Origin of the sequence: Brevibacterium sp. 50QC2O2 (assembly GCF_024580675.1) — a bacterium.
Classification (GTDB): Bacteria; Actinomycetota; Actinomycetes; order Actinomycetales; family Brevibacteriaceae; genus Brevibacterium; species Brevibacterium moorei.
In genome coordinates, this window is the sequence record NZ_JANIJZ010000003.1 from 238,559 (window position 1) to 260,171 (window position 21,613).

Below are 21,613 nucleotides of genomic sequence, written 5' to 3' on the forward strand. Positions count from 1 at the left end.
CGAATCGTGTCGAGATCTGGCACTCGAGTTGCATGAGTGCCAAGTCAGTCATAAAGTCGGAGTTAGCACACGAGCTCCGTGAGTGCTAAGTGGGATTCCACAGCACATCGGACCCGTCGGCACCCGCACAATCGCACCGTTCGGCACCCGCGACGACGAACGGACCCGCGGCGCGGAGGCCTCGGCGTCCGACTCCGGGTCCCGCGTCGAACCACGGCCGCCCAGGCGGCCCACCACCTTATGAACATGAAGGAGTGTCCGAACATGTCGGTTAACATCAAGCCGCTCGAGGATCGGATCGTCATCCGCCAGCTCGAGGCCGAGCAGACCACAGCCTCCGGTCTGGTCATCCCCGACACCGCCAAGGAAAAGCCCCAGGAGGGCGAGGTCGTGGCAGTGGGCCCCGGCCGCGTCGCCGACAATGGCAACCGCATCGCCCTGGACGTCGCCGAGGGCGACAAGGTCATCTACTCGAAGTACGGCGGCACCGAGGTCAAGTTCGGTGGCGAGGAGTACCTGGTGCTCTCGGCCCGCGACGTGCTCGCGGTCATCGGCTGAGCCCGCTTCCACTGACCTACGTTTAACGACGTAAACGACAAGCAGAAGAGGAAGTTAGGCAATGCCGAAGACTCTGCAGTTTGACGACGCAGCCCGTGCCGCACTGGAACGGGGCGTCGATGTCCTGGCGAACACCGTCAAGGTCACGCTGGGCCCCAAGGGCCGCAACGTCGTCCTGGACAAGGCGTGGGGCGCACCCACGATCACCAACGACGGTGTGACCATCGCCCGCGAGGTCGAACTGGACGACCCGTACGAGAACCTGGGCGCGCAGCTGGCCAAGGAAGTCGCCACCAAGACCAATGATGTCGCAGGCGACGGCACCACGACGGCCACCGTGCTGGCCCAGGCACTGGTCCACGAGGGCCTGCGCAACGTCACCGCAGGCGGCGCACCCGGCCAGCTCAAGGCCGGGATCGAGAAGGCCGTGGACGCGGTCGAGGCCCGCCTGCGCGAGAACGCCCGCGACGTCAACGGCTCGCAGGAGATCGCCCACGTGGCGGCTCTGTCCGCCCAGTCGGCCGAAATCGGCGAACTCATCGCCAAGGCCTTCGACGTCGTCGGCAAGGACGGCGTCATCACGATCGACGAGTCCCAGGCCTCGACGACCGAACTCGAAGTCACCGAGGGCATGCAGTTCGACAAGGGCTACCTGTCGCCGTACTTCGTGACCGACGCCGACCGCCAGGAAGCAGTCCTAAGCGATCCGCTGATCCTGATCAACCAGGGCAAGATCTCCAACATCCAGGAGCTGCTGCCCGTCCTGGAGAAGGTCCAGCAGGCCGGCAAGCCGCTGCTGATCATCGCCGAGGACGTCGAGGGCGAGGCCCTGTCGACCCTGGTGGTCAACAAGATCCGCGGCATCCTCAATGTCGCAGCCGTCAAGGCACCGGGCTTCGGCGACCGCCGCAAGGCGATCCTGGAGGACCTAGCCGTCCTGACCGGTGGCGAGGTCATCACCGCGGATATGGGCATGAAGCTCGATCAGGTGACGGTTGACCAGCTGGGCACCGCCCGCACCGTGACGATCACGAAGGACAACACCACCGTCGTCGACGGCGCCGGTGACGAGTCCGCAGTGGCCGGCCGGGTGGCGCAGATCCGCGCCGAGGTCGAGAACACCGACTCCGAATGGGACAAGGAGAAGCTCCAGGAGCGCCTGGCCAAGCTCTCCGGCGGTGTCGCCGTCATCAAGGTCGGCGCCGCGACCGAGGTCGAGCTCAAGGAACGCAAGCACCGTGTGGAGGACGCAGTGTCCGCCACCCGCGCTGCGATCGAAGAGGGCATCGTGGCAGGCGGCGGTTCCGCTCTGGTGCAGGCCGCACAGGTTCTGGCCGGTGACGAACTGGGCCTGACCGGCGACGCTGCGACCGGTGTCGACATCGTCCGCCGCGCCGTGGTCCAGCCGCTGCGCCAGATCGCTGCCAACGCCGGACAGGACGGTTCGGTCGTCGTGTCCAAAGTCGCCGAACTCGACCTGGGACAGGGCTACAACGCCGCTACCGACACCTACGGCGATCTGATCGCCCAGGGCATCATCGACCCGGTGAAGGTGACGCGTTCGGCTCTGCGCAACGCGTCCTCGATCGCGGCCCTGGTGCTGACGACCGAGACGCTGGTCGTGGAGAAAAAGGAGGAAGAGGACGACAAGTGAGTCGTAGCCTCTGAACCCCGTTCGGCCGTTCGCGGTCGGACTCCCGCCGAGGCCGTGCCCGGGTGACGGAATCCGTCACCCGGGCACGGCCTCGGCGTATATCATGTGAGCGTCACGAAAGGTCTGGTGAACAGACCTTCATATACGCTCGCACACCTCCGGGGGAATCACCTGATATGGCCACGGCACTTCACGCACGCAATGCGGCGATCAAATCGTTGGCGGACAACTCGATGCTCGGCCAGGACCAGCAGCTGGCCGGCATTCTCAATCTGGATGTGATCGAGGCCAGGATCGCCGATCTGAACAATGCGTTCGCAGGCGTTGACTCCGCTCTGCACACCGTGGCGTGCAAGGCCGTGACCATCATCCCCGTGCTGCGCTTCCTGGCCGAGCGGGGGATGGGCTGCGAGGTCGCGAGCCCCGGCGAATTCGCCATGGCCAAGGCCGCCGGTTTCGCCCCGGAGAAGATCGTGGTGGACTCCCCGGCGAAGACCCGGGCGGAACTGCGCGAGGCCCTGGAATTGGGCGCCTCGCTCAACATCGACTCGTACCAGGAAATGGGCCGGGTCGCGGCTCTGCGCGATGAACTGGCCGAATCCGGGGTGGGGCCGACGACCAGCCACATCGGCGTGCGCGTCAACCCCGTGGTGGGGGCCGGGTCGATCGGCCAGATGTCCACGGCGACGACCACCACGAAGTTCGGCATCGCCCTGTACGACGAGGACTCGCGCGAGCGGCTGGTCGCGGCGATCGTGGCGCGCCCGTGGATCCGACAGCTGCACGTGCACACCGGCTCCCAGGGCATCCCGCTGGAACTGGCAGCCGCCGGAATCAAGACCGTGGTGGGCCTGGCGAACGAGATCAACACCCGCGCCGGCCGGGATCAGATCGAACGCCTCGACGTGGGTGGTGGCCTGAGCGTGAACTTCACCTCCGAGGACGTGCTGCCGACCTTCCACGACTACGCCGACGTGCTCAAGCGCGAGGTCCCAGAACTGTTCAACGGCGACTTCCAGATCGTCACCGAGTTCGGCAGGTCCGTCCTGGCCAAGGCCGGCGATATCGCCACGCTCATCGAATACACCAAGGACGTGGGCCCGCGCCGCTTCGCGATCGGCCACGCCGGCGCCCAGACCGCGACCCGGACCGTGTTCGTGCCCGAGCACTGGCCGCTGCGCATCAGCGCCTATACGGCAGACGGATCGCCCAGCCAGGCGCCGCACACCGTGCAGGATCTGGCCGGCCCCTGTTGCTTCACCGGGGACATGATCGGCCGCGACTACGACGTGCCGGAATTCGCCCCCGGTGACATCGCGGTGGTCCACGACACCGGGGCTTACTACTTCTCCACGCCGTTCGCCTACAACGCGCTGCCGCGCCCGGCCGTCTACGCCTACCGCACCCGCCCAGTAGCCGCGGGAGTTGCAGGAGTCGCAGAGGCCTCGGCGCAGGGAGCCGAGGCCGCGGCAGCCGGAGCGGGCGAGGAGTTGGAGGTCGAGTGGACCCTGGTGCGCGCCCAGCAGACCCTGGCCGAACTCCTAGCCGAAGCCGGCGAGGACGTCACCCTCTCCTAACCCGCCCCCACCCACCCGCCCCGTTGGCCGGTGGGGAAGCGGTGGGCGGTTAGGATGGGTAGGTAAACCTGTGAAATCGAGTGGGTGGGGTGGGCTGTGGTCTGGACACGGGGCAGGATCGCGGTGGGCATCATCGCCTTCGCCTGCATCGGCGGTCTGATCGCGGTCTTCACCCTCATCGTGCTCCCCATGCAGCGCACCACGGCGGCCCAGTCGCAGCCCGCTGTCGCCGAGGGACGGGCGAACGGTGCTGCGGCTTCGGACGCCGAGGCCCCAGCGCCGGGCGCCGCAGGCTCGGGGGAGGACGGTTCCGGTACCACCGCGCGGGACTCCTCCGACACGGCCGCGGGCGCTCGGGCGAAGCAGGGCGCGGCTGCGGACGTGGCCAGTGACCTGGTGCCGATCGGGGCGGATTCGATCAACGCCTCCTGGCTGAGCCGCCAGGCCGGAGTGACCGGAATCCCGCACCGGGTGCTGCTGGGCTATGTGACCGCGGCGAACTGGATCGATCAGCGCTCGGCCGGCTGCAACCTGGACTGGTCGACCCTGGCCGGCATCGGCTATGTCGAATCCCACCACGGCACCATCTACTCCGGTCAGGTCGAAGCCGACGGGGTGACCAGACCCAAGATCGTCGGCGTGCAGCTCGACGGGGTGAAGACCGCGCACATCGCAGACACCGACGGTGGCGAATACGACGGCGACGCCCGCTACGACCGGGCTGTGGGCCCCATGCAGTTCATCCCCGGGACCTGGAGGAAATCGGCCGTGGACGGCAATGGCGACGGCAAGAAGGACCCGCAGAACATCGACGATGCGGCCTTCACCGCGGCGCAGTACCTGTGCGCCGGTGGGAAGAACCTGGCGGCAGGGGCGGCCTGGCGCCAGGCGATCCTGAGCTACAACAATTCGCCGGAGTACGTCGCGCAGGTGTCCGGCGCCGCCCAGACGATCGCGACGAACTCCCGCGCCGCCGGCTGATTCCACCCGACCCGGCCCGCGCCTCCGGAGCCCTGCGCGCCCGCCGCCCTGGTCGGCTAGCGGCCGGAATCGGACCGGTGAGCGGACTATTGCGGGGCTCCCGGAAGGAGTTGTATAGTGAAAACGGAAGTCGAAATCACAGTCAGCAGCCACATCCGAGGACGCGACAGAGTATCCCCTCACCGGTTTTCCTCCCCGTCCGGGTGCGAGCACGGAAAGGGAGCACCATGGCACAGTCGCCCAATATCAACGACCGCCTCGCCAGCCAGACGGACGTCGAGCTCAACCCGATGTTCACCCGCCCGGGGGAGGCCACCTCACTGCCCCGCAATCGGGTGCCGGAGGGTGAGTCCCTGCCGGAGACGGCATATCAAATCGTCCACGACGAATCCATGCTCGATGGCAACGCCCGGCTGAACCTGGCCACGTTCGTCGGCACCTGGATGGACGACTACGCTAGGCGGATCTACGAGGAATCCGCCGACAAGAACATGATCGACAAGGACGAGTATCCGGCGACCGCGGATATCGAGACCCGGTGCTGGCGGATGATCGCGGCGCTGTGGAACGCACCTGATCCCGACAATACGATCGGGACATCCACCATCGGATCGTCGGAGGCCTGCATGCTCGGCGGGCTGGCGCTGAAACGCCGTTGGCAGCACAGGCGCAAGCAGGAGGGCAAGCCCACGACCTCACCGAACATCGTGCTGTCCTCGGCAGTCCAGGTGTGCTGGGAGAAGTTCTGCAACTACTTCGACGTCGAGCCGCGGTATGTTCCGATCAGCGAAGAGCATAAGGTTCTCGACGGCCACGATCTGGACTCCTACGTCGACGAGAACACGATCGGGGTCGTGGCGATCATGGGCGTGACCTACACCGGGATGTACGAACCGGTCAAGGACATCGCCGCCGCCCTGGACCGGATCGAAGAGGCCCGCGGGCTGGACATCCGGATCCATGTCGATGCAGCTTCCGGCGGCATGATCGCCCCGTTCCTGCAGCCGGACCTCGAATGGGACTTCCGACTGGAGCGGGTGGCCTCGATCAACGTCTCCGGTCACAAGTACGGGCTCGTCTACCCCGGCCTGGGCTGGGTCGTCTGGCGCGAGCTGGAGGACCTGCCGGAGGATTTGATCTTCCGGGTCAGCTATCTGGGCGGGGACATGCCGACCTTCGCGCTGAACTTCTCCCGCCCTGGCGCCCAGGTGCTGCTGCAGTACTATCTGTTCCTGCGGCTGGGGATCGACGGCTACACGCGGGTGGGACAGGCAACGATCGACGTCGCCCGCTACATCGCGGGTGAAGTCGCCAAAATGCCACAGTTCTCCCTGTGGAACGCCGCCGAGGACATCCCCGTGTTCGCCTGGCGGATGAACCCCGAACACAAAGCGGACTGGGACCTCTACGATCTCTCCGAAAGGCTGCGGATGAAGGGATGGCTGGTCCCCGCCTATCCGATGCCGGACGACCTGAGCGATCTGACGGTGCAGCGGGTCGTGGTCCGCAACGGCCTCAGCCGTGATCTTGCGGGGTTCCTGGTCAAGGACATCCAGCGCGAGGCCGAATACCTCGACAAGTTCGGCGGCAGTCATGCGCGCACCCGGAGCGCGGGATTCCACCACTGATGTCCGCGTCTCAGAATCCCCAGCCCACCGGCCCGAAGCCCACCGGCCCGAAGCCCGCCGGTTCCCAGCCTTCGGCCGCGCCTCGCCGGGCCGACGGAACGGTCGCCCCGTCGCCCGAACACGTCCGCCCACACCCGTTCCCGGCCTCGCACGCCGGGCCCGCAGTCGGCGCCCCGGCCACCAGTGCGACCAAGTTCCTCAGTGTCTTCCAGCTGGCGATCATGACGGTCGTGACAGTCGCCAGCCTGCGCAGCCTGCCTGCCATGGCCGGATACGGGCTGGCCTCGGTGGCGTTGTTCGTCATCCCCGCCATCCTGTTCCTGGTGCCCACGGCGCTGGTCGCCGCGGAACTGGCCACCGGATGGAAGGGAGGCGTGTTCGTCTGGATCCGCGAGGCCTTCGGCGATCGCTGGGGCTTCGAGGCAATCTGGCTGCAGTGGATCCAGAACGTCGTCTGGTATCCCACCCAGATCGCCTTCATCGCCGCCAGCCTGTCCTTCGTTGTCGGACACACCGGCCTGGCGGATTCGGGCCTGTTCACCGCGATCGTGATCCTCGTCCTCTACTGGGGTTCGACCCTGATCACCCTGCGCGGCGGCAAGCTGTTCGCCAATGTGGGCACGTGGAGCGGCCTGTTCGGCACGCTTCTGCCCGGCATCCTGCTGATCGTCTTCGGTGTGATCTGGCTGGGGTCGGGACAGTCCTCGCAGACCTCGCTGGAACCCACGGCGCTGATCCCGCCGCATACGGGACTGTCCGCGATCGTGTTGATCGTGTCCAATGTGCTCGCCTATGCGGGCATGGAGGTCAACGCGGTGCACGCGAACGATCTGCGCAATCCCGGCAAGGGTTACCCGCGCTCGATCCTCATCGCCTCGGTGTTGATCCTGGCGGTGTTCATCCTGCCGGTGCTGGCGATCGCCGTGGCCGTGCCCAAGGCCCAACTGGGGCTGACCAATGGCATCAACCTGGCGTTCCAGACTTTCTTCGACGCCTGGCACATGGGCTGGGGCACTCCGGTGATATCGGCGCTGATCGCCCTGGGCGCCTTCGCCTCGGTCGTCACCTGGATCGCGGGCCCCTCGCGCGGCTTGTTGGCGGCGGCCCGCAACGGACTGCTGCCGCCGGCGCTGCAGAAGCGGAACAAGGCCGGGGTCCAGTCCGGGATCCTGACCGTGCAGGGCATCATCGTCACGATCCTCGCGGCGCTGTTCATCGTCATTCCCAATGTGAATACGGCGTTCATCGCGCTCGTGGACATGGCCGCCGCCCTCTACCTGATCATGTACATGCTCATGTTCGCAGCGGCGATCAGACTGCGCCGAACCCGGCCGGATGTGGAGCGGACGTACCGTGTGCGCGGGATGGACGTCATCGCCGGCGTCGGATTCGTCGCCTGCCTCGCGGCCTTCGTGCTCAGCTTCATCGCGCCATCGGGATTCACCGCGATGCCGGCGGGCATATACCCGGTTGTGGTGGGAATCGTCGTGGTGGTGCTCGCGGCACCCCCGCTGCTCTTCTACCACTTCCGCAAACCCGGCTGGGACAAGCGGACCCCCGAGGAGATCGCCGAGGCCGAGAAGTCGATCCTGGTCAATCCGCCGGACGACGCCGGCTGAGCCGCGGCTGATCACCCGGCCGGCCGCGGCTGATAGGCTGGCGCCTCGTGAAATCACCCCTGCCCCCGCGCGAGGGCATCAGCGCCAACCGGCTGCGCGCCCCCGGCGGTCTGCAGACACACGCCGGCGCACATCTGCCGGTGCCCGCGACCGTGGGCCAGTGGCTGGCCGGGCTCTTCCCCGCCGCCGCACCCTCCGAACTAACAGCACTGCTCGACCCAGCTGCCGGCGATATGCGCGACGAGTCCGGCGCCCCGGTCGAAGCCGGGGACCCGCCGCACCCCGGCGGCTTCTACTTCTTCCACCGGCCCGTCCCGCCCGAAGCCCGGATTCCCTTCGAAGTGACCACCGTCTACGAGGACGCGGACCTGCTGGTCGTCGACAAACCCCATTTCCTGGCCTCGACGCCCAATGGCCGTTTCGTGCGCGAATGCGTGGTCACCCGGGCGCGCGTCGAACGCGATGAGCCGGACTTGGTGGCCATCCACCGGCTGGACCGGGTGACCGCGGGCCTGCTCGTCCTCTCCCGCCGCCCGCAGACCCGGGGCGCCTACCAGAGCCTGTTCCAGGCCCGCCGTGTGCACAAGCAGTACCTGGCCCTGGCCCGCCTGCCCCGCGGTTTCGACCCGGAGACCTTCGCCGGGGGATTCCCACTGGAGCGCCACAGCCGGCTGGACAAGGAGCCGGGCACCAGGCAGATGCTCGAGGTGCCAGGGCCCGCGAACGCGCATACGACGCTGGAGTTCGTCCGGGCGGTCGCCTCGGCCCAGGGGGAGGCCCGCACCGGCCTGTTCCGACTGCATCCGCATACGGGCCGGACCCACCAGCTGCGCGTGCACATGAACGCCCTGGGCCTGCCGATCCTGGGCGACCCCGTCTACCCACGGGATCTGGCGCCGGACCCCTATGACTTCTCCAGCCCCCTGCAGCTGCTGGCCCACCGCCTTGCCTTCACCGATCCGCTGACCGGCCGGGAGCGGGAGTTCGAATCGAGGCTGTGGGATCAAGACGGGGTCCACGACGCCGGTGGCACACTGTCGTTATGAGAGACAAGAGGAGGAAGGGCCAGGACCCACACGGTGGCTGGGCATCCGATTTGGCCAGGACCCTCCTAGTGCCGGTGCTGGCGCAGATCGGCTACGCCGTGTACATCGCCCTGGCCTCGCACGGGATGGTCCGCACCAGTGAGACCTCCGATGACCTGGTCGAGCCAGACGATATCGGCGCACTCGTCATCATCTTCACCTGCGTGATCGGGGTGGTCGGCTCCTACCTCCTGATGTCGCCCGCGCGGCCCGACGAGGGTTTCCGCTTCCGAGGCTTCGTCCCGCTGACGCTGGTGAGCACTGTGCTCATGGCGGCCCTGGGAGTGGGAGCCTCCTTCATCTGGCTGCATCTGACGCCCTACGGTCAGCCACTGAGTCCCAAGCTGATGGACCAATGGGGCGCCTGGCCGTTCACCGTGTATCTGGCGGGCCTGACCCTGGCAGTCACAGCCTGGGGCACGCTGGGGTGTTATCTGATCGTGGTGTTCACCCCGCTACGCTGGCCCGGCTGGCTGGGGATCGGCTCGATTGTCGTGGCTGTGCTGGTCTCCGTCCTCGGCTATCGGCTGGGCACCGTGGTCCGGACGGCCGAGTACATGCGTGCGGCCGGGACCCAAGCGGCGATCGGCCTGGCCTCGGCCCTGGTCATGTGTCTGGTACTGGGAATCGCACAGATCATCCGCCGCAGGGCGCCGGACACTGTGCCAGGGACGTCTGGCCGCCGGGCTCTGCCGTGAGACTCGACACGTTCGGCTGGATTCGGCTGCCCGGCGCCACCGGGCGGGGAATATGATTGACGAAATCAAAGTTTGAACTGCACATCTTCTGGCCCGGAGCCGGCGAACCAGCCGGTGGCCCGGCCCGGAGGGTAGGGACAGACGACGAACGACCTACCAATCTTTGAGAGGGCACCCATGGGCAGCGGCAATTCCGTAGTAGACAACGATCCATTCGCACTGACAGGTCTGACGTACGACGACGTCCTGCTGCTGCCCGGGGACACGGACGTCATCCCGTCCGAGGCCTCGACCCGGACGCGTCTGACCCGCGAGATCGACATCAACATTCCCCTGGTGTCGGCGGCGATGGACACCGTGACGGAATCGCGCATGGCGATCGCCATGGCCCGCATCGGCGGCATCGGCATCATCCACCGCAATCTGAGCAAGGAGGACCAGGCGGCCCAGGTCGACTACGTCAAGCGCAGTGAATCGGGGATGATCTCCGATCCGGTGACGATCACGGCGGATAAGACACTGGCCGAACTGGACGAGGTCTGCGCGCAGTACCGCATCTCCGGCCTGCCCGTGGTCGACGAGTCCGGCGTCCTGGTGGGCATCGTGACCAACCGCGATCTGCGCTTCGTATCGCATTCGAAGTACGAGACAACCACGGTCGCCCAGATCATGACCAAGTCGCCGCTGATCACTGCTCAGGTCGGCGTTGCGCCCAATGACGCCTACGCCCTGCTGGCCGAACACAAGATCGAGAAGCTGCCGCTGGTCGATGAGCACAATGTGCTCCAGGGCCTCATCACGGTCAAGGACTTCGTCAAGACCGAGGAATACCCCGATGCCTGCCGCGACGGCGAGGGCCGGCTGCTGGTGGGCGCCGCGATCGGCTTCTACGGTGACTCCTATGAGCGCGCCGGCCTGCTGGCCGACGCCGGTGTGGACGTGCTGGTCGTGGACACCGCCAACGGCCACGCCCGCGGCGTGACCGACATGATCAAGCGCCTCAAGTCGGACAAGGCCTTTGCCGGGGTGCAGATCATCGGCGGCAACGTCGCCACGCGTGAGGGTGCGCAGGCGCTCATCGACGCGGGTGCGGACGCCATCAAGGTGGGCGTGGGCCCGGGCTCCATCTGCACGACCCGGATCGTCGCCGGCGTCGGCGTTCCCCAGGTCACGGCGGTCCACCTGGCCTATCAGGCGGCCAAGGCGGCCGGCGTTCCGGTCATCGCCGATGGCGGCCTGCAGTACTCCGGCGATATCGGCAAGGCCCTGGTCGCCGGTGCAGAATCGGTCATGCTGGGGTCCCTGTTCGCCGGCACTCGTGAGGCCCCCGGCGAACTCATCCTGGTCAACGGCAAGCAGTACAAGTCCTACCGCGGCATGGGGTCGCTGGGTGCTATGGCCCCGCGCAAGGGCAAGTCGTACTCTAAGGACCGCTACTTCCAGGCCGATGTCGCCACCGATACGGAACTCATCCCGGAGGGCATCGAGGGCCGCGTGGCCTACCGCGGGCAGCTCAAGAACGTCGCCTACCAGCTGACCGGCGGCCTGCGCCAGACCATGTTCTACGTGGGCGCGCGCACGATCCCGGAGCTGCGGGCAAACGGCCGTTTCGTCCGCCTGACCACGGCGGGTCTGAAGGAAAGCCACCCGCACGACATCCAGATGACGGTCGAGGCGCCGAACTACCACTCGCACTGAGTCCCATCGTCTGAGTCGCGGTGCCGCGTGGCCGGGACCCGCCATGGACCCATCCAGGGGTCCGGCGGGTTCCGGCCACGCGGCGTTTTCGCAGATGGGCGGGCAAAGGGGCGACATATCGCTCCGGCGGTCGCACACTTGTGGCATGACACCGAACCCCGTTCCAGACCCCAGACCGCCCACCGACGAAACCGAACGGACCCCGCTGGCCGTCTCCCTGTGGTTCGACAGGTGCGCACAGGATGCCGTTGAGCACTACACCAGGGCGTTTCGCTCCGTCACCGTCGAACGCGCCGAGAACTACCCGGCCGATCCCGCAGAGCTCCCTGACTTCCAACGCGATTTGGCCGGCGAACTCCTGGCGCTCGACCTGCGGATCGAGGACCTGGACTTCACCTTCATCAACGCCGATGACACCTTCCGGCCCACTCCGTCGCTCAACCTGACCGTCAACTTCGATCCGGCCCGGCACACCGATGCCCGTGCCTATCTGGACCGGGTCCGCGCGGTGCTGATGGAGGGTGGCCGCGAACTGATGCCGCTGGACGCCTATCCGTTCAGCCCGCACTACGCCTGGGTTGAGGACCGCTTCGGGGTGAGCTGGCAGCTGATGGTGACGAACCCGGACGGGCAGCCCCGACCGTTCCTGCTGCCCTCGCTGAGCTTCGGCGGTCCCCAGCAGAACCGGGCGGCCGAGGCCGTCGACTACTATCTGCAGACCTTCACCCGGATCTTCGGCCCCGACCTCCCCAGCGGACTGGGACACCTGTACACCTATGGCGAGTTCGGCGGGGTCCCGGACCTGGGCCCGGGGGTCGAATCGCCGGTTACCGCCGAATCCGTGATCCACGCGGACTTCCGGCTCGCCGGGCAGTGGTGCACGGCGATGGACCCAGGGGCAGGCCAGGACTTCACCTTCACGGAGGGTGTCTCGCTCATCGTCTACGCGCAGGACCAGGCGCAGATCGACGCACTGTGGGAGGCACTGTCGCATGTCCCGGAGGCCGAGGCCTGCGGCTGGTGCAAGGATCGCTTCGGCCTGAGCTGGCAGATCGTCCCGCGCACCTGGCCGGAGCTGAGCACCAGGCCGGGGGCCTATCAGACGATGATGGGCCAGAAGAAGATCATCATCGCCGAATACTGAGTTCGGCTCGACCCCGGCCGGATTCCCCGGGACCGACCGTGATCCGGCCGCTGGGAACGGCCGAGGTTCAGGCCGGCCGAGGCGCGGCGCCACCGCCGGCACGGCGCTTGCGGAACAGGACCTGCTGGCTGATCGAGGCCAGCAGGACGCCGGAGGAGTCGGTGATGTCCCCGTGGTAGAGCCCGCGCCCGTAGGCCACGGAGCGGGGCCGCAGGTCCATCAGCATCCACTCCTCGGCGTCCATCGGGCGGTGGAACCACAGAGTGTGGTCCAGGCTCGACTGCGATTGGAACTCTTCGGTGTTGTACGTGCCGATGCCCGACGAGATGTCGGAAAGATAGGTCACCGCCAGGATGTTCATGAGGTCGCGGCTGATCGTCGCAGCCCCCACCCCGGTGCGGCTGAGATCGGCCGTGCAGCGGGCCCAGAAGCGCTGCGGATAGTCGGGTTCGGGGAAACCCGGTTCGGTCCTCCGGCCCTCGAAGCTGAACAGCCGGGGGATCGGGTAGAACTCGTTCATCGGCAACTCGTGGTCGTTCAGCGCCGTATCGCCCTGCACATCGGGGGACTTCCCCGGCAGTGCGAAGGACGCCGACATATTGAAGATGACCCGTCCGTTCTGCAGTGCCACCACGCGCCGGGCCGAATAGGAACCACCGTCGCGGTCGCGGAAGACCTGGAAGACCGTGGGCTTCGAGGCGTCGCCGGGCCGCAGGAAGTATCCGTGCAGAGAGTGCGGCAGGCGCCCGGAGTCCACGGTCAGGGCCGCGGCCAGCAGGGATTGGGTGGCGACCTGGCCGCCGTAGAGCGCGAAGGGTTCGTCGAAGACGAAGCCGGCGCGGTAGATGTTGAGGTCGATCTTCTCCAACTGCAGAAGATTGAGCAGGCTGCCGGGTGCTTCGGTCACGGTTCCTCCAAGGTTCGGGCTATGCGGGGATACCCCAACTCTAGACTGCCGTGGATGTTAGTGTGGAGCCGATGACACGGGGTGCCCAGGTAGTCGCACCGGCGCGGGTTCGTGCCGCCGCCGGCCGGCCAGGGCTGAGAACACACCCGTCGAACCTGTCTGGATAACTCCTGCGAAGGGATGGTCATGATTGACCCCGCTGTGCTCAACCCCCGCCTGATCCCCTACGATTTCAGCCTGTATTTGGTGACCGACACCGCGATGTGCACCGCCGCCGGGCGCGGCGTGGCCGACACCGTCGCAGCCGCTGTCACCGGCGGCGCCTCGGTCGTGCAGGTGCGCGAGAAACACGCCTCCGACGCCGAGGTCCTGGCCCTGACCCTGGACGTGTTCGCCGCCCTGCGCGGCATCCCCGCACCGGCCGGGACGGCGGCCGAGAACGTCCCCGTGTTCCTCGACGACCGCGTCGAAGTCGTCGCCGAACTGCGTCGGCGCGGCCTGCCCGCCCACATCCACGTGGGCCAGACGGACATGCCGCCGGCCCAGGTCCGCGCCCGCCTGGGCGCCGAACCCCTGCTGGGCCTGTCCGCCCACACCGCCGAACAGTTCGCCGTCGCCGCCAAGGCCGGGGGAGTGGACCTGTTCGGAGTCGGCCCCGTCTGGGCCACCCGGACGAAGGACGTGCAGCGCCCAGCACTGGGCGTCGAGCACTGGACCGAACTGAACCGGGAGGCACTGGAACTCGGGATCCCCGCCGTGGCGATCGGCGGGATCAAGGGCCACAACGTCCACGAACTCGCCGGCGCCGGCGCCCTGGGCGTGTGCGTGGTCTCCGATATCTGCACTGCAGCCGATCCCGAGGCCGCAGCGCGGTCGATCCGCGCGGCCTACCTCGGCGCGCAGGGGGAGAACCGATGAGCACTGCGCCGACGAACACCGTGCCGAACCCCACGCCGTTGAATACAGTGAACAGGCCCCCGATCGCCCTGACGATCGCCGGCACCGATCCGTCGGGGGGCGCCGGCATCCACGCCGACCTCAAGAGCTTCGCCGCCCGTGGAGCCTACGGCACCTCCGTCATCACCGCCCTGGTCGCCCAGAACACCCATGGTGTGTCCCGCGTCTACGGGATCGATGCGGACTTCGTTGCCGACCAGTTCGACTCGGTGCTCGGGGACATGCCCGTGGACGCGGCGAAGACCGGGATGTTGGGCACCCGAGAGCTGGTCGACCTGACCGTGGACAAACTCGCAGAGACCCCCGTGCCCCACCTGGTCGTCGACCCCGTCATGGTCTCGACCTCGGGACACCGGCTGCTCGACGCCGACGCGATCGGCGCGGTGCGCGCGCGCCTGCTGCCGGTCGCCTCGGTCATCACCCCGAACCTGCCGGAAGCGGCCCTGCTGCTCGGCGATGACGTCGCCGAGGCCCGCGACGAGTCCCAGATGACGGCCCAGGCCCGCGAACTCGTGGCGCGCGGGGCCGGGGCGGCCCTGGTCAAGGGCGGCCACGGCACCGGCGGCACAGTCTTCGACGTGCTCGCCGTCGCGGATGGCCACGGGGCGACTTCGGTGCACGTGTACACGCACCCACGGGTCGCCTCGGCCAATACCCACGGCACCGGCTGCACCTTGTCCGCCGCCATCACCGCGGAACTGGCTCGCGGGGCACAGCTGGAGCCCGCGGTCTTCGAGGGCCTGGAGTACCTGGGCCGGGCCCTGGCCGCGGCGGCGGGCTGGAACCTGTCGCTGGACCCGGCCGGCGCCCACGGGCCGGTCGACCACCTGGTCGATCTGCGCCCCGTGCGCGCACGAGCCTGAGCACCCGAAACCCGACCTGAGCACCCGAAACCCGAGGAAGGATACACCATGGTCGACTACCACCTGTTCAGCCAGGGCCCGCGCACGCGCGAGCTGTGGAATTCCGTACACGACGTCATCACCCGGATCGAGGAACTCGACTTCCTGGGCCAACTGGCCGACGGCACACTCGGCCACGAGGCCTTCGTGAACTACCTGTTGCAGGACGAGCTGTACCTGGACGGCTATGCCCGGGCCATGAGCCTGCTGGGGGCGGCCGCACCCAGCAACGACCAGACCCGCTTCTGGGTCTTGGCCGCAGGCGAGGCGATCGCCGATGAACAGTCGATGCACGCCGAATTGCTGGCGGACCCCGGGTTCTCAACGATCGCCGACCGGCTTTCGACCGCGGCCGGTGTGATCGGGGCGGCCTGGCCCGCCGGCGGGGCCAACCCCACGACACTGGGCTACACCTCCTATCTGCTCAGCCAGGCGGCGAGCGCACCCTATGCGGTGGGAGTCGCCGCGATCCTGCCGTGCTTCTGGGTGTACGCGCACATCGGCAAGGTCCTGGTTCAGCGGGTGCGGGCGGGGTCCCGCGATCTGGCGGGGCATCCCTTCGCGACCTGGATCGAGGCCTACGACAGCCCCGACTTCGACGCATCGGTGGTGGGGGCCGTGGGCATCCTCGAGGGCCTGCTGGAGGCCGCGCCGAAGGCCGAGCTCACGCGCATGGTCCAGACGTTCCGCCAGGCGTGCCTGTACGAACTGCACTTCTGGGCGGCGGCCCATGTGGGCCAGGACTGGCAGGAGCCGAATCACCGCACCCCGCGGGGATGAGGGCCGGCGGGGCCGGGACCCCGCAGTGCCCGGACCCGAGAGAGCGCGTCGGGACGTGTGCCGGAGCGGCCCCGGGTGCGTGCCGTGGAGATATGCGTGCGCGGTAATGTGGGGACGAACGAAACCCCGAAGAAAGGCAGATCGATGAAGATTCGCGGAGCAGTGCTGCGCACCATGGAGGCTCCCCGGCCCTACGCCGAATCGAAGCCCCTGGACGTCGTCGAAGTCGAACTCGACGCCCCCGGCCCCGGCGAGGTCCTGCTGAAGATGACGGCGGCCGGCCTGTGCCACTCCGATCTGTCCGTGGTCAACGGCAACCGCCCCCGCCCGCTGCCGATGCTGCTGGGCCATGAGGGCGCCGGCATCGTCGAACAGGTGGGCCCCGGTGTGAGCGACCTGGCCGTCGGCGACCACGTGGTCACCGTCTTCCTGCCGCGTTGTGGGAAGTGCGAGAACTGCCTGACAGACGGCAAGCTGCCGTGCATTCCCGGCAGCGCCAGCAACAACGCCGGCTATCTGCCCGGCTTCGACACCGCTGCCGATGCGGACGTGCCCCGCGATGGCAACGGGATCGCGCAGCTGACCCGGCTCCATGAGATCGACGCAGCCGGCAATGTCACGGGGGACCTCTACCACCACCTGGGCGTTTCGGTGTTCGCCGATCACGCGGTGGTCAACCAGGCCTCGGTCGTCAAGGTCGGCGCCGACGTCCCGCCCGAGGTCGCAGCGCCCCTGGGCTGTGCGGTGCTCACCGGCGGCGGCGCCGTCATCAACGCCGGCAAGCCGCAGCCGGGCCAGGACGTGATGATCGTGGGCCTCGGCGGTGTCGGCATGGCCGCCCTCATCACCGCGCTGGGCCTCGATGGGGTGCGCGTGATCGCGGTGGATGCGAACCCGGACAAGCTGGTGCGGGCCAAGGAGCTGGGTGCTGCCGCGGCCTTCACCCCGGCACAGGTAGCCGAACAGGGAGTCAAGGCACCGGTGGTCGTCGAGGCGGCCGGGCATCCCGCGGCCTTCGAAACCGCCTTCGAGGCGACGGCGGTGGGCGGCACGACCGTGACCGTGGGCCTGCCGGCGCCCGACGCCACCTCCTCGATCCACCCGGTGGTCCTGACCAGTGAGGCGCGCACCGTGATCGGCTCCTACCTGGGCTCGGCCGTACCCGCCAGGGACATCCCGAAGTACGCCCAGCTGTGGCGGGAGGACCGGCTGCCGGTGAAGGAACTCGTGTCCTCGACGATGCGCCTGGACCAGATCAACGAGGCCATGGACACCCTGGCCGACGGTAAGGCGATCCGTCAGGTCATCCTGTTCGACTGAGCTTCCGAGCCCGGCCGATTCCAGGGCCCCGGCACCGTTCCCAATACCACGGAACGGGACCGGGGCCCTGATCTATTTCTGCTAGAACGCTGTGAAAGGAGTATGCTGTCCAAGGAATATACCCAAGTTGACAACGCTGTCGGCGGTCCGCACCATATCCCCGGTCCGGACCGCCGACGGCATTTCAAGGAAATGAGTTCGCACAATGGCGACGAGCACGACTCCTGACGCTGCCGGCAGCGGCAGCGCCCCCGGTCCGAACCAGAAGACCACCTGGCAGACGGTCAAGGCCATTCTGGCCGCGTCCTCGGGCAATCTGGTCGAATGGTTCGACTTCTATATCTACTCCTTCTTCTCCGTCTACTTCGCAACGCAGTTCTTCGTCAAGGACAACGAGGTGCTGTCGCTGCTGCAGGCGGCCCTGGTGTTCTTCGTCGGCTTCCTGATGCGACCCATCGGCGGCTATATCTTCGGCCGGGCCTCGGACAAGCTGGGCCGGAAGAACTCGATGCTGATCTCCATCCTGGTCATGTGTGCGGGTTCGCTGCTGCTGGCCTGCCTGCCAACCTCCGATCTGATCGGCGGCTGGGCGGCCTTCCTGCTGCTGATCGTGCGCATGATCCAGGGTCTGGCCGTCGGCGGTGAGTACGGTGCGACCGCCACCTACATGTCCGAGGTCGCCACCGAGGGCAAGCGCGGCTTCTTCTCCTCCTTCCAGTACGTCACGCTGGTCGGCGGGCAGCTGTTGGCCAGTCTGCTGGCCGTCATCATGACGCACACCCTGGGCGATGAGCAGATCACCGCCGGTTGGTGGCGCCTGCCGTTCGTGATCGGCGCCGTCGCGGCCCTGGTGTCCCTGTGGCTGCGGTCGGGTCTGGAGGAGACGACCAGCGAAGAGGTGCGCAAGCACGAACACGCCGGCAGCTTCCTCGAGGTGCTGCGCCACCCGCGGTCCTTCTTCGTGGTGCTGGGCATCACCGCCATCGGTTCGCTGGTGTTCTACATCTTCACCACGTATATGCAGAAGTACCTGCTGGTGGTGCACCAGAAGACTCCTTCGGCGGAGACCTTCTCGAAGGGCCATATCGCCGACCTCATGACGATCGTGCTGCTGATCTTCATCATCATGCAGCCGATCGCCGGTTGGGTCTCGGACAAGATCGGGCGCAAGAACAACATGCTGATCTTCGTCATCGGCATGATCATCATCCCGATCCCCGTGCTGCACTTCATCGGCAACTCCACGAGCCTGGTCGGTGCGGGTATCTGGATCGTCATCGCCATGGCCTTCGTGGCCATGTACACGTCGATCTCGGGCATCGTGAAGGCCGAGATGTTCCCGGCGCACATCCGCGGTATCGGCGTGGGCTTCACCTATGGCATCGGCAATTCGCTGTTCGGCGGTTCGGCCGAGTCCGTGGGCCTGTGGTTCCAGAACGCCGGGCACGGTAGCTGGTTCCCGATCTACGTCGTCATCGTCGCGGTGGTCGGCCTGATCGCGGTGCTGTTCATGCACGACAACCGCAAGCACTCCACGATCGACAACCCGGGCGATTCGGCATACGGTCGCGTGGGCAAGTAAAAGCACGGGGTTTCACGACCCGACCGATAGGGTGGGAGGCGATGTCCTCCCACCCTTTTCCGTCTCCCGCTGCGTCCCGTGCCCGCTCCCTGCGCCGCGCCCGACTGGGCGCCTCGCTGTTGTTCTTCACCAATGGGGCGATCATCGCCAATCTGGCCCCGCGCCTGCCCGAGCTCAAGGCCGCCCTGGGTCTGGGCGGTGGCGCCTACGGCATGGCCGTGGCGGCCTCGACCGTGGGCGCAATCCTGGTGGGCCCCTTCGCAGCGCGTCTGTTGCGCCGGATCGGTTCGGCCCGGATGGCCACGGCGGGCACGGTGTTCGCGGGCCTGGCGATCCTGCTCGTGGGATTCTCCCCAGCGCTTCCCGGACTGCTGGCACCGGGACTGTTCGTGTTCGGCCTGCTGGCCTCGGGGGCGATGGACGCACTGACCGATGTGGCGGAGAATTCCCAGGGCCTGCAGGTCCAGCGCCGCTACGGCAAGTCGATCGTCGGCAGCATGCACGCGGTGTGGTCGGTCGGCGCCGTGACCGGTGGGCTGATGGCCGCCGGGGCCCTGGCCTGGGGCCTGCCACTGCCGGTGCACTTCGCGGCCTCTGCGCTGTTGGTCGGCACGGTCGCACTGCTGGCGTTCCGGCTGTGCCTGCCCCCGGAGCGCACCCGCACCGTCGTCACGGACGGAGTGCGGGCACCGGGATCGGACCCCGCCCCTGAGCAGGGGCACCGGACTGGCGAGTACCGCCGAGAAGGCGCGGGCGCCCGGGTTCTGCCGGTGTGGGTATTAGTCCTGGCGCTGGGCGTGCTGGGGGTCGCCGGTGCCGGGGTCGAGGACCTGGGCAGCACCTGGTCGGGCGTCTATCTGGGAACCCTGGGCGCCTCGGCCCAGCTCGCGGCCTGGGGGTTCACCGTGATCGCCGGCAGCCAGTTCATCGGCCGGCTGCTGGGCGACCCCTTGGGTGATCGGCTGGGACCGCGCGCCGTCACCGGGGTCGGCGGCCTTCTGGTGTGTGTCGGAATGGGCCTGGCGTTGACACTGCCCGGCCTGCCCCTGACCTTCGCCGGCTACGCCCTGGCCGGCCTGGGGGTGGGAACCTGCATCCCGAATGTGCTGGCCCGCGCCGATGAACTCTCGGGCCTGAAACCCGGTACGGGCCTGGCACTGGTGTCCTGGCTGATGCGCCTGGGCTCGCTGTGCCTGGCCCCGGTGGTCGGTTTCATCTCCGACCACGCCGCGACCGGCCTGCGCGCCGGCCTGGTGTGCGTTCCGGTTGCCGGTTTGCTCATCGTGCTGCTGTGCTGGGTCCTACCCGGGCGTCGGGGTGAGCGGTTGTGACCGTCGATGCGGTTCTCCCGGAGTTCTACCGGTGGTAGACCGCTGGTAGGCTTAGCACCCGTGAGCACTGAGATTGAAATCGGCAGAGGCAAACGAGGCAACCGGGCATTTTCCCTGGACGACATCGCGGTCATCCCCGCGCGGCGCACGCGCGACCCCAAGGATGTCAGCCTCGACTGGCAGATCGACGCCTATAAGTTCGAACTGCCCTTCATCTCCGCGCCGATGGACTCCATCTCCTCGCCGGACACAGTGATCGCCCTGGGCAAACTGGGCGGCCTGGGCGTGCTCGACCTGGAGGGCCTGTGGACCCGTTATGAGGACCCGCAGCCCTACCTCGACGAGATCGCCACCCTGCCGGACGACCAGGCCACCACCCGGATGCAGGAGATCTACGCCGAACCGATCAAGGCCGAACTCATCACGGCCCGGCTCAACCAGATCCGCGAATCCGGTGTCACCGTGGCCGGTGCCCTGACCCCGCAGCGGACCCAGGAATTCTACGAGACGGTGATCGCCGCCGGCGTGGACCTGTTCGTCATCCGCGGCACCACCGTTTCGGCCGAACACGTATCGTCGACGACCGAATCGCTCAACCTCAAGAAGTTCATCTACGAACTCGACGTGCCCGTGATCGTCGGGGGCGCGGCCACCTACACCGCGGCCCTGCACCTGATGCGCACCGGCGCCGCAGGCGTCCTCGTGGGCTTCGGCGGCGGTTCGGCCACCACCACCCACCGGGCCCTGGGCATCCAGGTCCCGATGGCCACCAGCCTGGCCGATGTCCACGCAGCCCGGCGGGACTACATGGACGAATCCGGCGGCCGCTACGTCCACGTCATCGCCGACGGTGGCCTGGGGACCTCGGGCGATATCGTCAAGGCCTTCGCGATGGGCGCCGACGCCGTCATGCTCGGTTCTGCACTGGCCCGCTCGGAGGAGGCCCCCGGTAAGGGCTACCACTGGGGTGCCGAGGCCCACCACCCGCAGCTGCCGCGTGGCCGCCGGGTGAAGATGAACACCGTCGCACCGCTTGAGCGCCTGCTGTTCGGTCCGGGTCATTCGGCCGTGGGCGAGGTCAACCTGGCAGGCGCGCTGCGCCGTGCCATGGCCACCACCGGCTACCTGGACCTCAAGGAGTTCCAGCGCGTGGACGTCGTCATCTCCCCGCACCCCGGCCGAGGCCTCTGAC

18 protein-coding genes and 1 riboswitch are annotated in these 21,613 nt (G+C 67.7%); of the genes, 17 read left to right on the forward strand and 1 reads right to left on the reverse strand.

Annotated elements, in window-relative coordinates; all coding sequences use genetic code 11:
- Positions 1–264 precede the first annotated feature (264 nt).
- From groES to NQ038_RS04235, 10 genes are all read left to right on the forward strand, one after another.
- Positions 265–558, forward strand: coding sequence for a co-chaperone GroES (groES, locus tag NQ038_RS04190; protein ID WP_257046946.1), 294 nt, complete (start codon positions 265–267; stop codon positions 556–558).
- A gap of 61 nt (positions 559–619) precedes the next feature.
- Positions 620–2,212 (forward strand): chaperonin GroEL, encoded by a 1,593-nt coding sequence (gene groL / locus NQ038_RS04195; protein WP_257046947.1) that lies wholly within the window; start codon positions 620–622, stop codon positions 2,210–2,212.
- A 176-nt stretch (positions 2,213–2,388) separates the two neighbouring features.
- Positions 2,389–3,789, forward strand: coding sequence for a diaminopimelate decarboxylase (locus NQ038_RS04200; RefSeq protein WP_257046948.1), 1,401 nt, complete (start codon positions 2,389–2,391; stop codon positions 3,787–3,789).
- 96 nt (positions 3,790–3,885) lie between these two features.
- Complete coding sequence (locus NQ038_RS04205; protein WP_257046952.1) at positions 3,886–4,770, forward strand: lytic transglycosylase domain-containing protein; 885 nt, start codon at positions 3,886–3,888, stop codon at positions 4,768–4,770.
- Between the two features lie 227 nt (positions 4,771–4,997).
- Positions 4,998–6,398 carry a glutamate decarboxylase gene (locus tag NQ038_RS04210; protein WP_257061879.1) on the forward strand — a complete coding sequence of 467 codons (1,401 nt, stop codon included), beginning with the start codon at positions 4,998–5,000 and terminating at the stop codon, positions 6,396–6,398.
- The gene (locus tag NQ038_RS04215) at positions 6,398–8,017 is read left to right on the forward strand and encodes an amino acid permease (protein WP_257061880.1); all 1,620 of its coding nucleotides are present in this window, start codon (positions 6,398–6,400) and stop codon (positions 8,015–8,017) included. Before NQ038_RS04210 ends, NQ038_RS04215 begins: the two co-directional genes overlap by 1 nt.
- 47 nt (positions 8,018–8,064) lie before the next feature.
- Positions 8,065–9,063, forward strand: coding sequence for a pseudouridine synthase (locus NQ038_RS04220; RefSeq protein WP_257061882.1), 999 nt, complete (start codon positions 8,065–8,067; stop codon positions 9,061–9,063).
- Positions 9,060–9,800 (forward strand): hypothetical protein, encoded by a 741-nt coding sequence (locus tag NQ038_RS04225; protein ID WP_257061887.1) that lies wholly within the window; start codon positions 9,060–9,062, stop codon positions 9,798–9,800. Before NQ038_RS04220 ends, NQ038_RS04225 begins: the two co-directional genes overlap by 4 nt.
- A 177-nt stretch (positions 9,801–9,977) precedes the next feature.
- Positions 9,978–11,498 carry an IMP dehydrogenase gene (gene guaB / locus NQ038_RS04230; RefSeq protein WP_257061889.1) on the forward strand — a complete coding sequence of 507 codons (1,521 nt, stop codon included), beginning with the start codon at positions 9,978–9,980 and terminating at the stop codon, positions 11,496–11,498.
- Positions 11,499–11,643: 145 nt separating this feature from the next.
- On the forward strand, positions 11,644–12,642 hold the full coding sequence (locus NQ038_RS04235; protein ID WP_257061890.1) for a VOC family protein: 999 nt from the start codon (positions 11,644–11,646) through the stop codon (positions 12,640–12,642).
- Between the two features lie 67 nt (positions 12,643–12,709).
- On the opposite strand, the gene NQ038_RS04240 is transcribed toward NQ038_RS04235, so the two are convergent.
- A complete protein-coding gene (locus NQ038_RS04240; protein ID WP_257057224.1) occupies positions 12,710–13,549 on the reverse strand; it encodes an acyl-CoA thioesterase domain-containing protein in 840 nt (279 codons plus the stop codon).
- A 67-nt stretch (positions 13,550–13,616) separates the two neighbouring features.
- A riboswitch (TPP riboswitch) is annotated at positions 13,617–13,748 on the forward strand.
- Here NQ038_RS04240 and thiE point away from each other — a divergent pair.
- The 7 genes from thiE (at position 13,736) to NQ038_RS04275 (ending at position 21,612) form a co-directional block, all read left to right on the forward strand.
- Complete coding sequence (thiE, locus tag NQ038_RS04245; protein ID WP_257046959.1) at positions 13,736–14,467, forward strand: thiamine phosphate synthase; 732 nt, start codon at positions 13,736–13,738, stop codon at positions 14,465–14,467. It overlaps the preceding riboswitch by 13 nt.
- Positions 14,464–15,369, forward strand: coding sequence for a bifunctional hydroxymethylpyrimidine kinase/phosphomethylpyrimidine kinase (gene thiD, locus NQ038_RS04250; protein ID WP_257061891.1), 906 nt, complete (start codon positions 14,464–14,466; stop codon positions 15,367–15,369). The genes thiE and thiD overlap by 4 nt, the downstream gene beginning before the upstream one ends.
- 48 nt (positions 15,370–15,417) lie before the next feature.
- Positions 15,418–16,188 (forward strand): TenA family protein, encoded by a 771-nt coding sequence (locus NQ038_RS04255; protein ID WP_257061893.1) that lies wholly within the window; start codon positions 15,418–15,420, stop codon positions 16,186–16,188.
- 144 nt (positions 16,189–16,332) lie between these two features.
- A complete protein-coding gene (locus tag NQ038_RS04260) occupies positions 16,333–17,508 on the forward strand; it encodes an alcohol dehydrogenase catalytic domain-containing protein (protein ID WP_257046962.1) in 1,176 nt (391 codons plus the stop codon).
- 205 nt (positions 17,509–17,713) lie between these two features.
- On the forward strand, positions 17,714–19,090 hold the full coding sequence (locus NQ038_RS04265) for an MFS transporter (protein WP_257061895.1): 1,377 nt from the start codon (positions 17,714–17,716) through the stop codon (positions 19,088–19,090).
- 41 nt (positions 19,091–19,131) lie between these two features.
- Positions 19,132–20,421: an MFS transporter gene (locus NQ038_RS04270; protein ID WP_257061897.1), complete on the forward strand. Its 1,290-nt coding sequence runs from the start codon at positions 19,132–19,134 to the stop codon at positions 20,419–20,421.
- A 60-nt stretch (positions 20,422–20,481) separates the two neighbouring features.
- Positions 20,482–21,612, forward strand: coding sequence for a GuaB3 family IMP dehydrogenase-related protein (locus NQ038_RS04275; protein ID WP_257061898.1), 1,131 nt, complete (start codon positions 20,482–20,484; stop codon positions 21,610–21,612).
- The last annotated feature ends 1 nt before the right edge of the window (position 21,613 follow it).

Coding starts and splice junctions, on each gene's coding strand:
- groES (WP_257046946.1), top strand. CDS start 265: ATGTCGGTTAACATCAAGCCGCTCGAGGATCGGATCGTCATCCGCCAG.
- groL (WP_257046947.1), top strand. CDS start 620: ATGCCGAAGACTCTGCAGTTTGACGACGCAGCCCGTGCCGCACTGGAA.
- NQ038_RS04200 (WP_257046948.1), top strand. CDS start 2,389: ATGGCCACGGCACTTCACGCACGCAATGCGGCGATCAAATCGTTGGCG.
- NQ038_RS04210 (WP_257061879.1), top strand. CDS start 4,998: ATGGCACAGTCGCCCAATATCAACGACCGCCTCGCCAGCCAGACGGAC.
- NQ038_RS04215 (WP_257061880.1), top strand. CDS start 6,398: ATGTCCGCGTCTCAGAATCCCCAGCCCACCGGCCCGAAGCCCACCGGC.
- NQ038_RS04225 (WP_257061887.1), top strand. CDS start 9,060: ATGAGAGACAAGAGGAGGAAGGGCCAGGACCCACACGGTGGCTGGGCA.
- guaB (WP_257061889.1), top strand. CDS start 9,978: ATGGGCAGCGGCAATTCCGTAGTAGACAACGATCCATTCGCACTGACA.
- NQ038_RS04235 (WP_257061890.1), top strand. CDS start 11,644: ATGACACCGAACCCCGTTCCAGACCCCAGACCGCCCACCGACGAAACC.
- thiE (WP_257046959.1), top strand. CDS start 13,736: ATGATTGACCCCGCTGTGCTCAACCCCCGCCTGATCCCCTACGATTTC.
- thiD (WP_257061891.1), top strand. CDS start 14,464: ATGAGCACTGCGCCGACGAACACCGTGCCGAACCCCACGCCGTTGAAT.
- NQ038_RS04255 (WP_257061893.1), top strand. CDS start 15,418: ATGGTCGACTACCACCTGTTCAGCCAGGGCCCGCGCACGCGCGAGCTG.
- NQ038_RS04260 (WP_257046962.1), top strand. CDS start 16,333: ATGAAGATTCGCGGAGCAGTGCTGCGCACCATGGAGGCTCCCCGGCCC.
- NQ038_RS04265 (WP_257061895.1), top strand. CDS start 17,714: ATGGCGACGAGCACGACTCCTGACGCTGCCGGCAGCGGCAGCGCCCCC.
- NQ038_RS04270 (WP_257061897.1), top strand. CDS start 19,132: ATGTCCTCCCACCCTTTTCCGTCTCCCGCTGCGTCCCGTGCCCGCTCC.